The following is an 18,908-nucleotide window of genomic DNA, read 5'->3' as shown; positions in this document are numbered from 1 at the left end:
CCTCAAAAAAAAACCGCCAAACTCAAACTATAAACACCTCTAAAGCCTTAAGGAAACGACATTGAATGGTGAATGGTCAATAAAACAGCCCCGGTGTTAACCTAAAAAAACTATCACCTAAGGCCGAAGGATCGGCCCGAAGCTTCGGGCCTTACGCTTTCACCCTTACACCTTATGCCTTTTACCTCTCTTCCGCCAGAATGACAAAATTCCCGTTTCCAGGCACGGCTGGCATTAATCTTGGCAGATAGTTATTCCGTCGTATTTTTACCGGTTCAGCCGAGAACCTGACAGAACGTCCAAAACAGAAGATTAACGCATGAAACTAGATAAATTCTTTTTTAACGCTGAGGATGAAATGGACTTTATGCCGATTATTCCCCTCAACGAAACCGACCAGGATGATGGTGTGATAGAAGTACCCGCAGACCTGCCGATCCTGCCGCTCCGCAATACCGTGCTGTTTCCCGGCGTGGTACTCCCCATTACCGTAGGGCGCGACAAAAGCATCAAAGCGGTCAACGACGCCTACAAAGGCGATAAACTCGTGGGCGTGGTAGCGCAAAAAGACAGTTCGATCGAAGACCCGGAAGTAAAAGACCTCGAAACTGTGGGAACAGTCGCCCGGATCGTGAAGCAGATAAAAATGCCCGACGGCGGTACCACCATCATTATCCAGGGCAAAAGCCGCTTTGAACTGGAAGAAATTATTTCCGAAGAACCTTATTTCCGAGCCCGCGTGCGCAAACTGGAAGAGCAGGAAGCGCCCAAAGAAGCAGACTTTGAAGCCTATGTGGCCACCATTAAAGACCTGGCTACCGAGATCATTCAACTGTCACCTAACCTGCCGGCAGAAGCTTCGATCATCCTGCGCAACATCGAAAATCCTTCTTTCCTTATTCATTTTGTATCGAGCAACCTCAATACCGATACACGCGAGAAGCAGCGCCTGCTGGAAGTAGACAATATCCGCGAACGCGCCGATATACTCATGCAGCTGCTGCAAAAAGAATTACAGTTTGCGGAGCTGAAAAATAAAGTAACGACCAAGACGCGCACCGAGATCGACAAACAACAACGCGAATACTTCCTGCAACAGCAATTGAAAAGTATCCGCGATGAACTCGGCGGCGATCCCAATACGCAGGAGCTGAAGGAAATGCAGAAAAAGGCCGAAAACAAAAAATGGCCGGACACTGCAAAAGAAGCATTCAAAAAAGGAATTGAAAAACTGGAGCGCATGCATCCGAGCACACCGGATTACTCGGTGGTGTACAATCACCTCGATCTGATGCTCGATCTGCCCTGGGAGGATTATACCGAAGACAGTTATGATCTGTCAAAAGCACGCAAAGTGCTGGATGCCGATCATTATGGTATGCAAAAGATCAAGGAACGCATCCTGGAATACCTGGCCGTACTGAAACTGAAAGGTGATATGAAGAGCCCGATCCTTTGTTTTGCCGGCCCTCCCGGTATCGGCAAAACATCCCTGGGTAAAAGCATCGCACATGCCATCGGGCGAAAATATGTACGGCTGAGTCTCGGCGGTATGCACGATGAAAGTGAAATACGCGGACACCGGAAAACCTATATCGGTGCCATGCCGGGCCGTATCCTGCAATCGCTCCGCAAAATAAAAACGAGCAACCCGGTGATCGTACTGGATGAGATCGATAAAATCGGTAACGACTTCAGAGGCGATCCTTCTTCTGCCTTGCTGGAAGTGCTGGATCCCGAACAGAACAATACGTTCTATGATAACTATCTCGAGCTGGAATATGATCTGAGCAAAGTGTTGTTCATTGCTACGGCCAACAACCTGCAGAATATTCAGCCCGCTCTCCGCGACCGCCTCGAGATCATCGATCTCAGCGGGTATGCGGTGGAGGAAAAAGTAGAGATAGCCAAACGCCACCTGTTGCCCAAACAACGCGAGCTGCATGGACTGAAGAACACTGCCTTCCGTATAACCGATAAAGTGCTGGAGAAGATCATTGCGGATTACACACGTGAAAGCGGTGTACGTGATCTTGATCGTCAACTGGCTTCCATTATGCGTAACCAGGCGAAGAAAGTGGCAATGGATGAAACAATATCCCCTTCGCTGAGCGCGGATGAAGTGGAACATATCTTAGGCAAGCCGCGCTTCAGTAATGAATTATATAAAACCGCCAACATGCCCGGTGTAGCCGTTGGGCTTGCCTGGACTTATGTCGGAGGTGATATCCTTTTCATCGAGGCCAGTCTCAGTGACGGCAAAGGTGAATTGCGCTTAACCGGCAACCTGGGCAATGTGATGAAAGAAAGTGCGAGCACGGCGCTGAGTTACCTGCAATCGAATGCGGTGCGCTACGGATTTGATTCAAAATTGTTTGAAAAGAAAAATATCCACGTCCACGTACCGGAAGGTGCCGTTCCCAAAGACGGTCCGAGTGCGGGGATCACGATGATGTCGGCGCTTGCCTCGGCGTTTACGGGGCGCAAGATCAAACCCTTTCTCGCCATGACCGGTGAGATCACCTTGCGTGGACAGGTGTTGCCGGTGGGAGGAATCAAAGAAAAAGTGCTGGCGGCAAAACGCGCGGGTCTGAAAGAGATCATCGTTTGCTGGCAGAATGAGAAAGATGTATCCGAAATCGAAGAGGGCTTTATCAAAGGCATTAAATTCCATTATGTGAAAACGATGGATGAGGTGCTGGAGATAGCGCTGGTGAAAGGGAAGAAGTAGTATTAAGTAATAAGTATTAAGTAATAAGTAATAAGTAGTGAGTAGTGAGTGGTAAGTTTTCAGTAATGGTTGTTTAACGTTGGCAATATTGGTGTTTACACCAACAGCCTGCGAAACGCGGCTGTTTACTTAAAACTTATCACTTAAAACTTATTACCGTTTTTACTTTTTAGTTTTTACTTTTAACTCAACCATTTCCTGAAATATGAAAAAGATAATCTCCCTTTTGATGATAACGGCTGCGATCGGCGGCTTCTATGCCTGTTCCGGCAGCAAGAAATCACAGCCCTCCGGCACCGTGATCAGCCGTGTGGTGGAAGACACCGCGCAGGTGGAGTACTACGATGCTGAGTTTGAGGGACAGCAGAAGTCGTACAAAGACAAAATCGTAGGGAAATGGAAAATCGTGAGTATGCAACGCCAGGCCAAAATGCCATTGGAAAAACTGGAGAATGTCACGATCACGATAGAAGCCGATTCTTCTTTTTCCGGAAAAGCTCCGTGCAACAGTATGTCAGGCGACTATACATTGAAAGGCGCGAGTATCCGCTTCGGCCGTATCCTCACGACCAAGATGGCCTGTGAACATATTCAGCAGGAAACGGCCATGGTGCAGTTGCTGGAAAAAACGGTGAGTACTTTTTCACTTGCTGAAGGCAAGCTGATGCTGCTCGACGGATCGAGCAATACGGTGTTTGTCTGCGAGCGTTAATGCGCGTATAACCGATAGACTTCAAAAGCTTCCGCAGCAACAGATCCTCCCTGCACGCCGCGAACACGTGCCAGAGCCTCCACGAACCCCGGTTGCATGTAACTGCGTTTGTGCTGTGACTCATAGCAGGACAGTGCAGCCGCTTTACGACGGAGATCACTTTCCGACACGGCAACAAAAAAATTACTTCTTATCACAGACTGGTTCCAGGGCAATTCATAACCGAGTAAACCGGTTTGCCTGAAAGCGCGCCGCGCCTCGTTGTGGATCACCTGGTGATCCTGGTGTACATCATCCGCAGCGGGAATGAAAACAAGATCGGGTTTGAGCTCGCGGTTTAGTTTTACCAGTATTTCCAATATATCCTGTCGGTGTTGCGGGAAATGTCTTACCGGAAAATTATGGAAGAAGACATGAGATTCTTCAATGCCGAGCTGTGCCGTAGCGGCGATACATTCTTTTTTCAACGTATCAGGCGCCCATCCTTCCGGCAAAGAATTTTCACACAGCGAAAACGCAGCATAAAATACTTCACTTCCACCTGAGATAAAATGCGCAATGGATGCGCCACAGCCTAATTCACCGTCGTCGGTGTGAGGAGCTAATACCAGTATGCGGGATGGGGTCATTTAAGTCAAAATTAAAAAGTCAAAATTCAAAAGAGTGGTAAGTATTAAGTGATAATCTTTGCGCCTTTATTTCTTTGCAGCTTTGCGTGAAAGATGCAGGGGGCACGCAAAGAAACATACGGAGCAAAGAACAACGTAATACTTATTTACTTACTACTTACTACTTACTACTTATTACTTAATACTTACTACTTCTCATCCGTCAAAAAATACTCCTTTCCTTCCATATCCTGCAACTTCACGCCATAAATCCGGCCCAACACTTTTCTGAAAAGATTTACCAGTGAAGCATTTTGCTGCCAGCCGCTGTAATCTTTGCCGGGCCAGTAGACGGCGTGCAGGATACTGAAATGATGCGGAAGATTTTCATATTCGCGCCAGCGGAAACCGTGGTCACCGGTGAGGATGATCACCGCATTGCCGTTGGTGTTGCGCTGGATCGTCTGTACCATGTCGCGGATCAGCTCATTTGCATAAGCAACATTGCCGCGGTATCCTTCAATCGACCGTTTGCCTAACGAGTCCGTTTCTGCCGCCGGTCTGCGTTGCAAATGATTCATGAAAAACGGCGGATGGGGTACCAGCAAATGCGTATAGACAAAACGCGGCTTATCCGACGCTACAGCACTGATCGCTTTCGTTTTTTGCACACGTTCCCCGATACCATTGAATAAATTTTCTTCGTCTTTATGCTGCGATTGACGCAAGGCATTCGTATTACGGAAGTTCCAACCGATCTGGTAGTCCGCTTTGCCGATCAGGGTGGAGCGATAGATGATTTCTTTTACCGAAGGTGCAAACGAAGGCTTCGGATCAACCGGCTGCTCCGCGATATCAAAGATAGACAGGTTGATAAATTCATATCCCCGCTTGTTCAACACCCTCACGACCTGGTTATTCCTGATCAATTGTTCAGCCTGGTGGTAATGGCTAGCATTTACTTTTCCGTCTTCCGGAATAGTGAGGTAACGCAGGTTCAAAGCCGAGGCAAGGGAGAAACTCGTGAAATTATAATTGGAACGCGCATCGTGCGCCACGAAAAAGCCATGATTGATCAAAAAGCTATCCATCCCGCTGTTGTCGAAGCCAAAGTCTTTACGGAGGCTCGACGGACCTGCATATTCATCCAATAAAATAAAATAGATATCGGGCGTAGGTGCTGCCGAAGTGTTGGGAAAAAAATACTCTTTTCCCTGGGGCACAACTTTTCCCTTATCACTTTGCTCACGATAAACGATCTGTGCAATGTCTGCCACAAGGAGAACAATAAACAGCAGGTTCAGATAGCGGGTGATTTTGCCCAGCGGTTGTTTATTTTTCCAGGTAATAATTAACAGCGTCAGCACGAGGACCGCACATAGGGGAAGGAAAAATTTATAGCTCAAATGTAGTTGCACCAGCGGCAGAAAAAAAATAGCCGCCAACAATACAAAAGTCATCAGACCCGCAACCGGCCACTGGCGGCGTAAGGCGTAACAAATCAACAGTAATACAACCGCTGGTAAAAGATAGCGCCATACAATGGATAAGTATTCCGCCGTCGACCATGGTAACGCGTGCGTCTGGTAGGCGTGCAGCACATAGAACAGTGGCAGCAGTAAAATATAATAAGGCAGCTTGCGTGCGTTCATGCTGTTATTTTCTTTTCAGCAGATACAAAATACGATTGCTATGTGGAACGGGATTCTTTTGTTCAATGGAAAAGTCTGCACCGAATGCCCTTTCAAATCCTGCTTCCGTGTAGTCAGGATAAGCACGTTGTTTTGCGGTGAGTAGCACTTTTGTTTTTTCATCTTCTGCAGGTACAAACTCGATGAGTAGCCAGGGCGATACATCGCGGAAGAAAGCGGCCACCATGGGCAGGGGAATGTTGCGGCCAATGGCGAGATGATGAACAAGCGCCAGGGCTAATACAAGATCTGCATGGCAACGGGAAATGAACGAAGCTCTTTCTTTGTTGCGGAAGCCGGTTGCCGGTGTGGGGGCTGCCAGGTCCAGTATCAGGGGTTGTACGGGCAAGGCTTCTTTCTTCAATGCCTTATAAAGCCGGTTAATGCAAGCGGCATCCTGATCCGCGGCAATTACCTGTTTTCCATTCTCCGCTGCCATCCGGGCAAATAAACCGTCGTTGGCCCCGAGGTCGGCTATTGTGTGAACATTCGGAACTGCGGCGATCATTTTTCCCACTAATTCTTTTTTGGCAACCAGGTAACCATCGCGTGTAGCGGCTTCCGTATAATAATCAGACCAGGCCGTGCTGTCTTCCTTCAAATGGCAGCGGTGTACCGCAGATTCGAGACTGCTGATCAGGTTCAGCAATTGGGTGCGGCTGAATGCCCGCTGTGGTGTTTGCTGTTCTGTTGCCTGTGTGGCGCGTTTGCTCACGCGCGCATGCAAATGGATATGCAGGTTGATGTGTAATGACCAGCGGCTGCGGCGCGGTAGTAGCGCAGCGGCCGTCGCAACAGGAATGCCTTCGGGATAAGCAAGCAGCAGTTGCTGCAATGATTGCCCGGTATAATGCATCAGCACCAGCGGTGCCAGGAATTGCTCACAGAATTGCCGGTAAGCCACCCAGGGTTCATTGCCGTGATAATGTTCAAAGGAAAGCGTATCGATCAGCACGGGTTTGCCGTTGCGGAATTGTATGTTGAACGGCGTGGCATCTTTTAAGATCAACTCATGTTTCAACGATTCCCGCAGAATGAATAAGGTCAGTAACGCTGCATCGCGCAGCATATCGAAACTCCATTCGCCGGGATGTGAGATAAAGAAAAGACGATCGGGTTCAATGGTGCAGAGTGCTTCGGGCTGGCCGGTCGGATTATTGTTCAGCGCCGTGTGCGGCAACAACCATCCTTTGTTCACGAGCTGATCGTAACAGCCGCTTTGCATCAGTTGTGCATATTGCGTGCGGTAGACAGTATTGACCTGACGATATAATTTTCCGTCCAGCTCAAATACAAAGCCGGCGGGATCGCGGTAGGAGGCCGGATGGTATTGAAACGGGCTCATCAGGAGGGAGGTGTATCCTTGTCTTTTTTCGGCCGGTGGAAAAAGGATTTGATATAAAGTTTGATGTTCTTGAAGAACATGGCAACACCCAAAACGGCGGCGGCAATTATCTGTACGAGATAACTGCCGCTACCGGGGTCGATATATAACAGATACTGTACCATTACAGGTAGCTGAGATTTGTTTTTGGCGTCAGCGTCAGCAATGTTTCATACATCAGGCGGATCGTTTCTTCGATATCGTCTTTGTGCAACATTTCAACGGTGGTATGCATGTATCGCAGCGGAATGGAGATCAGTACGGAAGGGCAGCCATCATTTGCATAAGCAAATGAATCGGTATCGGTGCCTGTGCTGCGGCTAAGTGCGCGCCATTGAACGGGAATATCATTATCGGCCGCCACCTGCTCTACGATGCCCAGCAGTTTGTTGTGTACGGCAGGTGCATAAGCCAGTGAAGGTCCTCTGCCGCAAGCCACTTCGCCTTCGATGTTTTTGTTGATCATTGGTGTAGTGGTGTCGTGCGTTACATCGGTCACGATGGCTATGTTGGGTTTGATCCGGCGGGCGATCATTTCCGCTCCACGCAGTCCGATCTCTTCCTGCACGGCATTGACCACATATAATCCGAAAGGCAATTTCTTTTTGTTTTCTTTCAGCAGTCGCGCTACTTCGGCGATCATGAAACCTCCCACGCGGTTGTCGAACGCACGGCCAACATAGTTACCGTTGGCCAGTTCATCAAATCCATCCTGGTAAGTTACCACTGCACCTACGTGAATGCCGAGATCTTCCACTTCTTTGCGGTTGCGGGCGCCACAGTCCAGCCAGAGATTATCTGTACGTGGATGTGCTTCTTTCTGGTCGGGTGTGCCAATGCGTGTATGGATAGCAGGCCATCCGAATACGGCTTTTACCGGTCCTTTTTTTCCGTGCACGAATACGCGCGATGCAGGAGCGGTCTGGTGGTCTACGCCGCCATTGCGCTTGAGGTACATCAGTCCTTCTGCAGTAATATAATTTACAAACCAACTGATCTCATCGGCATGTGCTTCGATCACTACCTTGAACGGCTGGTCGGGATTGATCACGCCCACAGCCGTGCCATACGGATCCACATAATGTGTGTCCACATAAGGCTTGAGGTAATCGATCCAGAGCTTTTGCCCCCATGTTTCGAAACCAACAGGAGAAGCATTATTGATATACGAGCGGAAAAAACCGAGAGAGTTATCGGTCAGGATAGCCTTGCGGCCGTTTTTTTTGGAAGTTTTCGCTGCTTTTGCCATAATTTTTTTCGTTCTGATGGTTCAAAAATAGGCAATTAAGCTGTTTGGGCGCATTTCTTTAACGAATCCTTACTTCGGTCTGAACGGATCAGCAAGTATATTTACACAACAAACAATACCATGAAATACAGTTTTCTGTTGTTGCTCCTGTTTCCCGTATTTGCCCATGCGCAGGACTGCAAACTCCACCGCGACAAAGACCCCTATACCCGCGAGGAAAAACTAACCACCGGTTTCATCGTGCTGCAGGGGGCAACACTGTCGATTGACGCCAATCAGCGCGACATGGACTTTCTGATCACACTTACCGGCAGTGAGCGATGTGTGAATGACCAGACCGATGTGTACCTGTTCTTTTCCGACAGCAAGCAACGGTTTTCGCTCCGCAATCAAAGTACCATGAATTGTGAAGGTGATATCCATCACATCGTCCGCAACAATGCGAATACTGTTCCCACGTTTTTGCAGAAGCTGATAAAATTCAAAGTGGCCTCCATCAAAGTGAAGGTGCGTGAAAACAAGGAAGTCACGATCACGCTTACGGAAGAACAACAGGAGCAGTTGCAGAAACTGGCTATCTGTATGTCGGAAGAAGCGAAGACCCTGGTGAAGAAGTAACGGCTTTAACATTTTGCTACAAAACCTTTTGCATAATTGCACGTCCTACAAAAAACACAGTTTATGCAAGGAAATATTTACACCAAATGGGCGGTGCTGGGACTGGCCGCTATCCTGCTGCTGCCGGCGGCCGTTGAAGCACAACGCCGTTATTATCCGGGCCGCTATCCCGGCCGTGTAGTGCGCTATCACCGTCCGCCAGCCGTTCGTTATTATCCTCCACGGGTATATTCTTACTATCATCCCTTTGCGACGATAGGTTTTGGTGGCGTTCGTTACCGTTACCAGCGTGGATATTTTTATCGTCCTTACGGGGCCAGTTTCCAACTGATAGCGCCGCCGATCGGCATCCGCATCGGCACGTTGCCCGTGGGTTACCGACGTATATATGTCGGGCCGGATGAGTTTTACTATTATAACAATGTATACTATCGTCCTTCTCCGCGCAACGGTTATGAAGTAGTGGCCCCGCCGCTCGGTGCCGAACTGGATCAGTTGCCTCCCGGTGCGAAGGTGAAAGTGATCGATGGCAAGAAATTTTACGAAACGGATGGTACTTATTACGAAGAAGAAATAACGGAGTCTGGCGACCTGGTGTACAGGGTAGTGGGAACGGATGGTGTGCTGAATACAGAAACGGAGGATTCACTGCAGGACGAAAACCGTCAGCCTCCGGCGGGGCCACAGGTCGGTGACCGTTTTGACGAACTGCCGGCAGAATGCCAGGCGGTAACGATCAGAGGGGAAAAGCTTTATCTGTCTCCTGCAGGACTTTACTATAAAGAAGTGACCGAAGACAAGCGGGTGGTATATGAGGTAGTAGGAAAATAGAGAGACCCGTGCCGGGGCAAAATAAAAAGAGAGGAGATATACTCCTCTTTTTTTTATATAGTATTGTTGAAATGCAAATTCAAAAAGCGACGAGGTTGCCTATCAGGCGGCAACTTCCTTATTCACTTTCTTGGCCAGCTTGCTTTTCAGGTTAGCGGCCTTTTTGCGGTGGATAACACCTCTTTTCGCCAGTTTATCGATCATGCTCGCTACTTCGGGCATTTTGTCAGCAGCTTCCTTACCGGTAACGGCTTTCAGATCACGGATGGCATTACGGGTAGTTTTGCCATAATATTTGTTACGGTCACGACGCTTTGCTGCCTGACGTGTATCCTTTTTTGTAGCTTTATGATTCGCCATTTTTCTGAATTTTGGACGGCAAAGGTAGGGAAAGAGATTGAAACTTCACCTAACTTCTTCCGAATTTCTTTCAAAGATAGGAAAAAAAGCTGACCCGGCTTGTATGGGCTGCCGTTGCACCGGTTTGAAAGCCAGGAAAAACAACGGCAACGTTCCCGGGCAACAAAAGACGGCTGCTGCTTGTTAAAATGAGGTAAGAAACCGTCTTTTTTGATGTTTTTCAGTTGTTTTCACGGTAGTTTTCAGCGATATTTGTGCCCCTTATAATGCTTACCCAAATTTTCCCTTCATGAAGGACTTTTCGTATATCACTAATTCTTCGCCGGCTTTTATCGAAAACCTGTACAATGATTTTGTGAAAAACCCCGACAGTGTGGATGCCGACTTCCGCAAATTTTTCGAAGGGTTTGATTTTGCTGTTACTCAGGGCGTTAAAAGCAACGGAGCCGCCGTTAACGGGGCTGCACTCACCACTGCCGATGGTGTGGACTGGAAGAAGGAACTGGGCGCTTACCGCCTGATTTTGGGCTATCGCAACAAAGGACACCTGCTGGCCGATACCAATCCCATCCGTCACCGCCGCGATCGCGGAGCCAACCTCGAACTGAGCTTTTTCGGTTTTACCGAAGAGGACATGGACAAACAATTTTTCGCCGGCAACCTCATCGGGCTGGGTACCACCTCTCTCCGCAATATCCTTACGCATCTGCAAAAATGTTATGCCGGCCATGTCGGTATTGAATTCAAATACATCAGCGACCAGAAAAAAGTAGACTGGCTCACCAACGAAATGGAACGCCAGTTTGTAAATCCCGTATCGCTGGATAAGAAAAAACGCATCCTGGAAAAGATCAACCAGGCCGTAATGTTTGAAAAATTCCTGCACACAAAATATGTGGGACAAAAACGTTTCTCGCTCGAAGGCGGGGAATCGACCATTCCTGCGTTGGATGCCATCATCAATCAATCTGCCGAAGAGGGCGTAAAAGAAGTGGTGATCGGTATGGCGCATCGCGGCCGCCTCAACGTGCTGGCGAATATCATGGGCAAAACCTATGAGCAGATATTCAGTGAGTTTGAAGGTACCGGCGCTGTAGATCAGACCATGGGTAGCGGCGACGTTAAATACCACATGGGCTTTGGCAGCGAAATCCGCACAACCGGCGACAAGACCGTGCACCTGAAACTGATGCCTAACCCTTCGCATCTGGAGGCGGTGGATCCCGTAGTGGAAGGTTTTGCCCGCAGCAGTGCCAACATCGTGCACGATGAAGTGTATGAAAATGTATTACCAATCCTGATCCATGGCGACGCATCCGTTGCGGGACAAGGTATCGTATACGAAGTAGTGCAGATGAGCAAACTCGAAGGTTATTATACCGGAGGTACACTTCACTTCGTGATTAACAACCAGATCGGCTTCACTACCGATTTTGATGACGCACGCAGCTCGGATTATTGTACCTCACTCGCGGCAATGGTGCAGTCTCCTGTGTTCCACGTCAACGGCGATGATGCCGAGGCAGTGGTAAAATGTGCAGAGATCGCTGCCCGCTACCGCAGCGAGTTCCACACCGATGTATTCATCGACATGGTGTGCTACCGCAAACACGGTCACAACGAAGGAGATGACCCGAAATTCACGCAGCCGACCATGTATGCGATGATCGACAAACATCCCAATCCACGCGAAGTATATATTAAGTTCCTGCTGGAGAATGGCGAGGCCGACGCACAGGATCTCGCTAAGGAGATGGAAAAGAAATTCTGGGCCGATCTGCAGGACCGCCTGGACGAGGTGAAACAAAAACCGTTACCGTATACTTACCAGCAACCGGATATCTGGTGGCGTAATATGCGTCGAGCAACAGAAGAAGACTTCGATATGTCGCCTGCAACGGGCATCTCACCTGAAACATTCGACCGCATCTTCAAAGCGATGATGCAATGGCCGGAAGGTTTCAAGCCACTGCGTAAAGTAGAAAAAATCATACAGGATAAGGTCCGTCTGTTTGATACAGAACAAAAGCTGGACTGGGCCTCCGGTGAATTATTAGCCTATGGCAGTATTCTCGCCGATGGTAAAGATGTTCGCATGAGCGGACAAGATGTGTGCCGCGGAACGTTCAGCCATCGTCATGCAGTACTGCGTGACGAAAATACTGATGAAGAATATAACCGGCTCAGCCGCCTGGGCGAAGGTGCCGGCAAATACCGCATCTTCAATTCACTGCTGAGTGAATATGCCGTTCTCGGTTTTGAATATGGTTTTGGCCTGGCCAATCCCAATGCGCTTGTACTGTGGGAAGCACAATTCGGCGACTTCGTTAACGGGGCGCAGATCATGATCGACCAGTTCATTGCTGCCGGTGAACAAAAATGGCAACGCATGAATGGTCTGGTGATGTTGCTGCCACACGGTTATGAAGGACAGGGACCTGAGCACAGCAGTGCGCGTATGGAACGTTTCCTGCAAATGTGTGCAGAACTGAACATGGTGATCGCCAACATTACCACATCCTCCAACTATTTCCATGCGATGCGCCGTCAGCTTGCATGGCCTTTCCGCAAGCCGCTGATCATCTTCTCTCCGAAAGCCAATCTTCGTCATGCCGGAACCTATTCCCATAAAGAGGAATTCCTGAAAGGTGGTTTCCGCGAGGTCATCGACGACACATTTGCAGACAATGCTGCCGAAGTGAAGAAAGTATTGTTCTGCAGCGGCAAGGTTTATTACGACCTGGCAGAACGCCAGCAGAAAGACAACCGCAAGGATGTGGCGATCGTGCGGGTGGAACAATTATATCCGCTGCCGGTAAAACAACTGGAAGCATTGTATGGCAAGTACAACAAGGCTACCTGGTTCTGGGTACAGGAAGAGCCGCTCAACATGGGCGCTGCATCTTTCCTGCAAATGAACCTGAAAACGATCAACTATGGTGTGATCAGCCGACAGCCCTCTGCCTCAACCGCCACTGGTTATGCGAAGATCCACAAGCAGGAGCAGGAAGAGATCATCGAGACGGCTTTCACGATTTGAGTCGGGAAACAGCCGTTTTTGAATTTTTAATTTTGACTTTTGAGTTATAAAAAAAATCCCTCACTTTCCGGTGAGGGATTTTTTTATCAGTTGAGCAAGGGATTGCTTTCTATTTCTTCCAGCGGAATATCGCTGTAATCACGAATGACATTGTATAAAGTGCCGCGTTCAACGGGTTTGCGACGTGCCTGTTTGATCAATGTTACCAACTGCGCAGTGCTCATTGCCGGGGTTTGTTCTTCAGAGCCGGCCATTGAATAAATACGTGTGGTATCATCGATTGTACCATCGATATCATTTACACCAAAGGATAATGATAACTGGGCATTTTGCCGGCCAAGCATGGGCCAATAAGCTTTGATATGTGGGAAATTATCGAGGTAGATCCGCGCGATTGCATATACTTTCATGTCTTCGATCAGACTGCTTTCTGCCACATGACTCATGTCATTTTCCTTGTTGCGGAATTTCAGCGGAATGAAGGTATTGAAGCCACCGGTGATATCCTGTGTCTCACGCAATCTGCGCATATGGTGTACACGGTGTGCATAGTTTTCAATATGACCGTACAACATGGTCGCATTGCTGTGCATACCCAGTTTGTGAGCGGCGGCGTGTATGTTCAGCCATCCTTCACCATCTATCTTATCTGCACAAATCTGTTCACGTATTTCCGGGGCAAAAATCTCTGCGCCACCGCCGGGCAATGAATCGAGACCCGCTTCGTGGAGGTATTGCATGCCTTCTTCCACTGTTTTCTTTGCTTTCCTGAACATGTAATCAAGCTCTACGGCCGTAAATCCTTTGATATGAAGATCGGGGCGATGGGCTTTGATGCGCGTCAGTAATTCCGCAAAGAATTCGAGGTTCATTTTCGGGTGAACGCCGCCTACGATATGCACTTCCGTTACCGGTTTGCCATCGTATTTTTTTACCATTTCCATCATCTGTTCGATGCTCAGTTCCCATCCTTCGTCGCGGTGCGCATAGATGCGGCTGTATGAACAGAAATGGCAGGAATAAACGCAGACGTTTGTTGGCTCGATATGAAAATTGCGATTGAAGTAGGTCGTGTCTCCGTGTTTGCGTTCGCGGATCTGGTTGGCCAGTGCGCCAACGAATGGCAGGCTGGCTTTTTCAAACAGGAGAAGGGCGTCCTCATCGGTGATGCGTTCCTGTGCCTGCACTTTCCGGGCAATAGCGGCCAGTTCGGGAGAGTCTGTCTGCAGGGCAGGAGAGTAAAGTATATCAGTTTTATCCATGGTGTCGTGTGGATATTTTGGGGCGAAGGTACAGTCTAACAACAAAAAAACCTCCCGAATGTTCGGGAGGTTTCCTGCTATGTGATTAAGAACAACTTAGTTCAGCTTGAGTACTTTGGTTTGTACTTCTTTTCCACCATAACCGATTTTCACTACATAGATGCCTGCGGCTTTGCCGGTCAGGTCTACAGGAATAACGTTGGTGTTGCTGCCGGTGAAATCTTTTCTCCATACCTGCTGTCCGGAGGCAGTCAGTACGGTGATGTATTTCAGATCGGCAGGAGCGTTGACAAACCATACATTGAAGCTGGTAGTGAACGGACTTGGCGTTACCATGAAGCCATCTCTCTTCAGTTGGTCAGGCAGCGTTTTAGCCGCGAAGTTCACGTTGTCAATGTAGATATTGTTCTGGTTGTTCGTTGTGTTGCGGAATACAACCTGCAGCGGACCACCGGAAGCGAATGCGGTGAGGTCAATCGATTCTCTTCTCCAGATATAGTTGGTAGCTGAAGGAATGAATTCGTTGGCCAGGCCGGCGTTCGGATTACCCAGTGTCTGCAATGCGGCACCCCACTTCTTGTAAACAGAAGTAAAGGTGGCTCCACAATCTTTGGTAACGAGTACTTCCAGCGTATCCATTGGTACGGTGGTAGCTCCGGGGAAGGTACGTGTTGCAGCAGAAAGATCGAAGCTCAGCGATACCGAGTCGGCACTGGTGTAACCGAGGATTGGTGTGTAGAGTTCGTCTCTTCTGTTTTGCGCCAGGTATACATAGTTGCGGATCGCAGCAGAACCTACACTGCTCTTGCCAGCGCCTGAACGAGCCCATGTAAGGTCTACATCAGGGTTGTTAACACCCCAGCCTGCAGGCGGGAAGGTGGTGCCGGAGAATGTTTCCACAACCGGACCAGGTACGGTACCGATCACGGAAGAAGTGCGGCTCAGTGTATCGTTCAGCGTATACTGGTCGCCGGTACCTGAAGCGGTAACAGGCGCTGAAGTATATACTTTCAGGGCAAGGTTACCAGCAGGGAACGTTGTTCCGTTGAGGTTCACCGTTGTCGTAGCACCTGCAGCAATGTTTACGCCGGTAACCGTTGTTACAACAGGTGTACCGTTGTTAACCGTATAGTTTACCGTGTAACCGGTGATGGCTTCCACACCTTTGTTGCGTACAGTCGCAGTCAGTGTGGCGTTGGCGCAAAGAATATCCGGAGATACGGACACCAGCTCCAGGTCGCGTTTCACTACCGGAACGAGGTTGATGTTGTCGATGAAAATGTTATTACCCCAGTTACTTGTATTGCGGAAGCGTACCAGTACTGTACCGGTAACGTTGGCAACCACGCGCTCTCTTCTCCATTCGTTGGCAAGAGGTGTGAGGTAAGCGTCTTCCATAGCAGCACCGGTAGCCAAGGTCGCGCCGGCTTTGTTGAACACCGTTGTATAGGAAGTACCACAATTGGTAGATACCTGTACCTGCAGGCGGTCGAGCGCTCCAGGGTAGTTTCTGTGTGCCACATCAAAGCTGATCTCGAGTCCGTCAGTACCGGGAACGTTGATCAGTTGCGGTTGCAGGTCATCGTTCTGGCCATTTGTGTTATTGGTCCAGTTGTCGATGAACGCAGAAGAAGCACTGTTACTGCCAGGAGTAGCTTTGATCCAGGTGTTATTATTGTTGGGATTCACAATCACCCATCCTGCCGGAGCAAAAGTAGCGCCTTCAAATCCTTCGCGTACGTTGTTAACAACAGGCGAGATGAAGAATGTGCGGGTAATGGTGTCGTTAGACGGTGTACCGTCACTACCGCCTTCAGCAGACAGCGGATCAGCTCCGAAGAGTTTGATCGTATTGTTGCCGGTTGGCATGGTAGCAGCAGGGAATGTATGGGTATAAGAAGCACCCGGAGCCAGCGTGTTGTTAACCGCTACGATAACCGGTGCGTTGTTATTAAGTACATAACCCACTTTGAATGCGCTGATGCTCTGACCACCATTGTTGCGTACAGTGAAAGAAGGTGCAATGCTGGTAGCACATTCCTGTGCTGCAGGGCGTGTGGCGGCAGAAGCCTGAAGATCTTTCCGGGGTTTCATCCGCACGTTGATGTTGTCAAGGAAGATGGTATTACCATAATCGTTCACATTGCGGAATACAACCTGGAACGGACCTGCGCTGAAGATATTCTGGCCGATAGACAACTGGATGTTTCTCCAATCAGACGCAACAGGTGTTGCATAGATCGAACCGGATGAACCAGCTGTAGCCAGTGCCGCTCCACCTCTGTCGAACAGGGTAGTGTAGGTAGCACCGCAGTTGTTGGTCACCAGCACCTGCAGTTTATCATTGGCTGCGCCGAAAATATCACTGTAGTATTTGTGTGCGAGGTCAAAGGAAATCAGTACAGAATCGGTTGCGAGCAAACCGGTATTAGCGATAAACGGTGTGCGGATATCATCTGTAGAACCGATTGCGTTGTTATTGTAGTTGTCCACCGCAGTTGAGCCGGTGCCGGTACCACCTGTTCCGGGAGTAGCCCATATCCATTCAAGTACATCGCCATCGGGGTTCACGGTGCTCCAGCCTGTTGGCAGGAATGCAGCCTCGAAGTCGTTATTAACCGGCATGGTCGACGGGTTAACGCGGGATACGCTCACCGTAGCCGTATCGTTGGCCGGGTTAGCGTCGGTAACGTTGTTTGGCTGGCTGGTATAAATTTTCAATGTAGCATTACCAAGAGGTATGGTTACAGCAGGGAGGGTAACAGTGGCAGTCTGACCGGTAGTCAGAGAGCCTGTCCAGTTGAATGGATAAGGTGTTCCCTGTGCAGTGCCGTTCACCATTACGTTGATACGTGCAGAAGTCAGGGTTGCAGCACCCATGTTCTGAATCGTTACGCTTGGGGCAACGGTAGTACCGCAACCTAACACTGTACCGGCAGTGGGAGAAACGATCGCAGAGATGCGTGCGTCATTGCCCGGTGCGGCAGGTGGAGGATTGTAAGCGGTAGAAGTAAGCAATGGTCCGCGGTCAGGAGACGTAAATGCTTCTTCCATACGGGCATTTTGTCCTTTGGTGAACATTACCAGGGCAATGTCATCACCATAGTCCATGAAGTTCTGGTACATGATACCGGTTCCTCCCGGTGTACATTCGTCAGTCCGGATAACGCCGGTACCTGTAGGATCGGAGTTACCGTAGATGGCGGCACACTGGTTGGGCGTATCATCCTGGCCCGCAGGAGCACCAGGGAAATCAGTTCCGAGACAACGGTTGGGGCCTGCGCAGTTGTCTGCACCACCCTGGGTATCGTCCGCCCATATGTGTCGGAGGTTCAGGAAGTGACCCAGTTCGTGCGTGGTTGTGCGTCCTCTGTTGTAATCAGGATACAGGTAAGAAGCGTTGGAACCGAAAGCGCGGTAGTCGCAAACAAAACCGTGCAGGTTCAGGTTGCGCGGGTCACCGGGAAATACGGAGATACCGAGGATAGGATCAGAAAAAGCTACCACCCACAGGTTCAGGTATTTTGTTCCATCCCATCCGTCAAGACCGCCGTTAGCGGTACGTTTGGCATTGTCGGCAGTACCCGCCGTAAAGGTAATGGCGTTGGTACGGCGTTCGATACCTGTTGTGAGAAAACCGTTAGGATCGGTTTTCGCCAGCAGGAACGTAATGCCCATTTTGCCGTAAACAGGTTTAAAATGCGCAGGGATACGTGTGCTGTCTGCGTTTTTGCCCTGATAGTCCCTGTTGAGGGTATCGATCTGGGATTGCAGAATAGCATCGGTAACCTGTGCCTGCATGGCTGCACTACCGATTACGTGGATAACCACTACAACGGTATCTTCCAGCGCCATCACACGGTTTGCATTTTGTGAAGCCTGCTGCTGAAGGCGGTGCTGATTTGCTTCAAACTGACGTTTGAAGTCGGGGTTCTGCCGGAAGAGCTCGGCATAAGCTTCCATCGTTCCGCATCGTTTGATCGATGCCGGAGTTCCGGGAGAGGTGACCGGCTGTTTTTCACCCGTAGCCTCCAACGTCCGCTTCTGTGCGAAGACGTGGGTGGATAGGAATAAAAACAAGCCTGCCGCAAGTACTTTGGTAAAATTTCTCAAAGCAGTATAGTTTTAAGTTAGGAAATACATTCAGGTTGCCTGAAAATAAGCCCACAATAATACTGAATAATGGAATTTCCGGGAAAAAAATCTTCCCACGTTCGTTAGCACAAATCCACGCGGGTAGCGCTCCCCGGCTGATCATACAGCCTCATACAGGGAAATAATTTTCAGTTTTTTTGACAGTCTGAACGACAATTTACTATCTTCCCCCCAATGTCGTTTCCTTAAGGCTGAAGTTCTTTGACAGGTGTTAAGTAGAGAAAAAGTTTGTTATTTTTAGGATAGGATTACAGGGGGGTATTGAAT

The 18,908-nt window shown here is 49.1% G+C and carries 13 protein-coding genes; 5 read left to right on the top strand and 8 right to left on the bottom strand.

Going from position 1 to position 18,908, the window contains the following annotated elements; all coding sequences use genetic code 11:
* Positions 1 to 319: 319 nt before the first annotated feature.
* Together lon and H608_RS0111970 are read left to right on the top strand one after the other, a co-directional pair.
* Complete coding sequence (gene lon / locus H608_RS0111975) at positions 320 to 2,731, top strand: endopeptidase La (RefSeq protein ID WP_028787881.1); 2,412 nt, start codon at positions 320 to 322, stop codon at positions 2,729 to 2,731.
* A 205-nt stretch (positions 2,732 to 2,936) separates the two neighbouring features.
* On the top strand, positions 2,937 to 3,443 hold the full coding sequence (locus H608_RS0111970) for an META domain-containing protein (RefSeq protein WP_028787880.1): 507 nt from the start codon (positions 2,937 to 2,939) through the stop codon (positions 3,441 to 3,443).
* Here the strand turns inward: H608_RS0111970 and H608_RS0111965 are convergent.
* From H608_RS0111965 to H608_RS0111945, 5 genes are all read right to left on the bottom strand, one after another.
* Positions 3,440 to 4,072, bottom strand: a complete 633-nt coding sequence (locus H608_RS0111965) for a PIG-L deacetylase family protein (RefSeq protein ID WP_028787879.1) — start codon at positions 4,070 to 4,072, stop codon at positions 3,440 to 3,442. The genes H608_RS0111970 and H608_RS0111965 overlap by 4 nt on opposite strands.
* 188 nt (positions 4,073 to 4,260) lie before the next feature.
* On the bottom strand, positions 4,261 to 5,703 hold the full coding sequence (locus tag H608_RS0111960; RefSeq protein WP_028787878.1) for a sulfatase-like hydrolase/transferase: 1,443 nt from the start codon (positions 5,701 to 5,703) through the stop codon (positions 4,261 to 4,263).
* Positions 5,704 to 5,707: 4 nt separating this feature from the next.
* Entirely contained in the window at positions 5,708 to 7,087 is a 1,380-nt protein-coding gene (locus H608_RS0111955) for a class I SAM-dependent methyltransferase (RefSeq protein WP_028787877.1), read from the bottom strand.
* Positions 7,087 to 7,251 (bottom strand): hypothetical protein, encoded by a 165-nt coding sequence (locus tag H608_RS24570; protein WP_169395529.1) that lies wholly within the window; start codon positions 7,249 to 7,251, stop codon positions 7,087 to 7,089. Before H608_RS24570 ends, H608_RS0111955 begins: the two co-directional genes overlap by 1 nt.
* The gene (locus H608_RS0111945; RefSeq protein WP_028787876.1) at positions 7,251 to 8,375 is read right to left on the bottom strand and encodes a M20/M25/M40 family metallo-hydrolase; all 1,125 of its coding nucleotides are present in this window, start codon (positions 8,373 to 8,375) and stop codon (positions 7,251 to 7,253) included. The genes H608_RS24570 and H608_RS0111945 overlap by 1 nt, the downstream gene beginning before the upstream one ends.
* A gap of 120 nt (positions 8,376 to 8,495) precedes the next feature.
* On the opposite strand from H608_RS0111945, the gene H608_RS0111940 reads away from it, so the two are divergent.
* Entirely contained in the window at positions 8,496 to 8,993 is a 498-nt protein-coding gene (locus H608_RS0111940; RefSeq protein ID WP_028787875.1) for a hypothetical protein, read from the top strand.
* Between the two features lie 63 nt (positions 8,994 to 9,056).
* Positions 9,057 to 9,824 (top strand): DUF6515 family protein, encoded by a 768-nt coding sequence (locus tag H608_RS23675; RefSeq protein ID WP_051268259.1) that lies wholly within the window; start codon positions 9,057 to 9,059, stop codon positions 9,822 to 9,824.
* A gap of 102 nt (positions 9,825 to 9,926) precedes the next feature.
* On the opposite strand, the gene rpsT is transcribed toward H608_RS23675, so the two are convergent.
* A complete protein-coding gene (gene rpsT, locus H608_RS0111930) occupies positions 9,927 to 10,184 on the bottom strand; it encodes a 30S ribosomal protein S20 (protein WP_028787874.1) in 258 nt (85 codons plus the stop codon).
* Positions 10,185 to 10,473: 289 nt separating this feature from the next.
* On the opposite strand from rpsT, the gene H608_RS0111925 reads away from it, so the two are divergent.
* Positions 10,474 to 13,224: a 2-oxoglutarate dehydrogenase E1 component gene (locus tag H608_RS0111925; protein WP_028787873.1), complete on the top strand. Its 2,751-nt coding sequence runs from the start codon at positions 10,474 to 10,476 to the stop codon at positions 13,222 to 13,224.
* Positions 13,225 to 13,310: 86 nt separating this feature from the next.
* Here H608_RS0111925 and mqnE read toward each other — a convergent pair whose 3' ends face one another.
* Together mqnE and H608_RS23670 are read right to left on the bottom strand one after the other, a co-directional pair.
* Positions 13,311 to 14,486 (bottom strand): aminofutalosine synthase MqnE, encoded by a 1,176-nt coding sequence (mqnE, locus tag H608_RS0111920; RefSeq protein WP_051268258.1) that lies wholly within the window; start codon positions 14,484 to 14,486, stop codon positions 13,311 to 13,313.
* A gap of 96 nt (positions 14,487 to 14,582) precedes the next feature.
* Positions 14,583 to 18,599: a T9SS-dependent choice-of-anchor J family protein gene (locus tag H608_RS23670; protein WP_155990143.1), complete on the bottom strand. Its 4,017-nt coding sequence runs from the start codon at positions 18,597 to 18,599 to the stop codon at positions 14,583 to 14,585.
* Positions 18,600 to 18,908 lie beyond the last annotated feature (309 nt).

The organism is Terrimonas ferruginea DSM 30193, from assembly GCF_000425585.1.
In the GTDB taxonomy this organism is placed as follows: domain Bacteria; phylum Bacteroidota; class Bacteroidia; order Chitinophagales; family Chitinophagaceae; genus Terrimonas; species Terrimonas ferruginea.
Note: the sequence above shows the minus strand (reverse complement) of the source record. Positions and strands in the feature narration are given on the sequence as shown.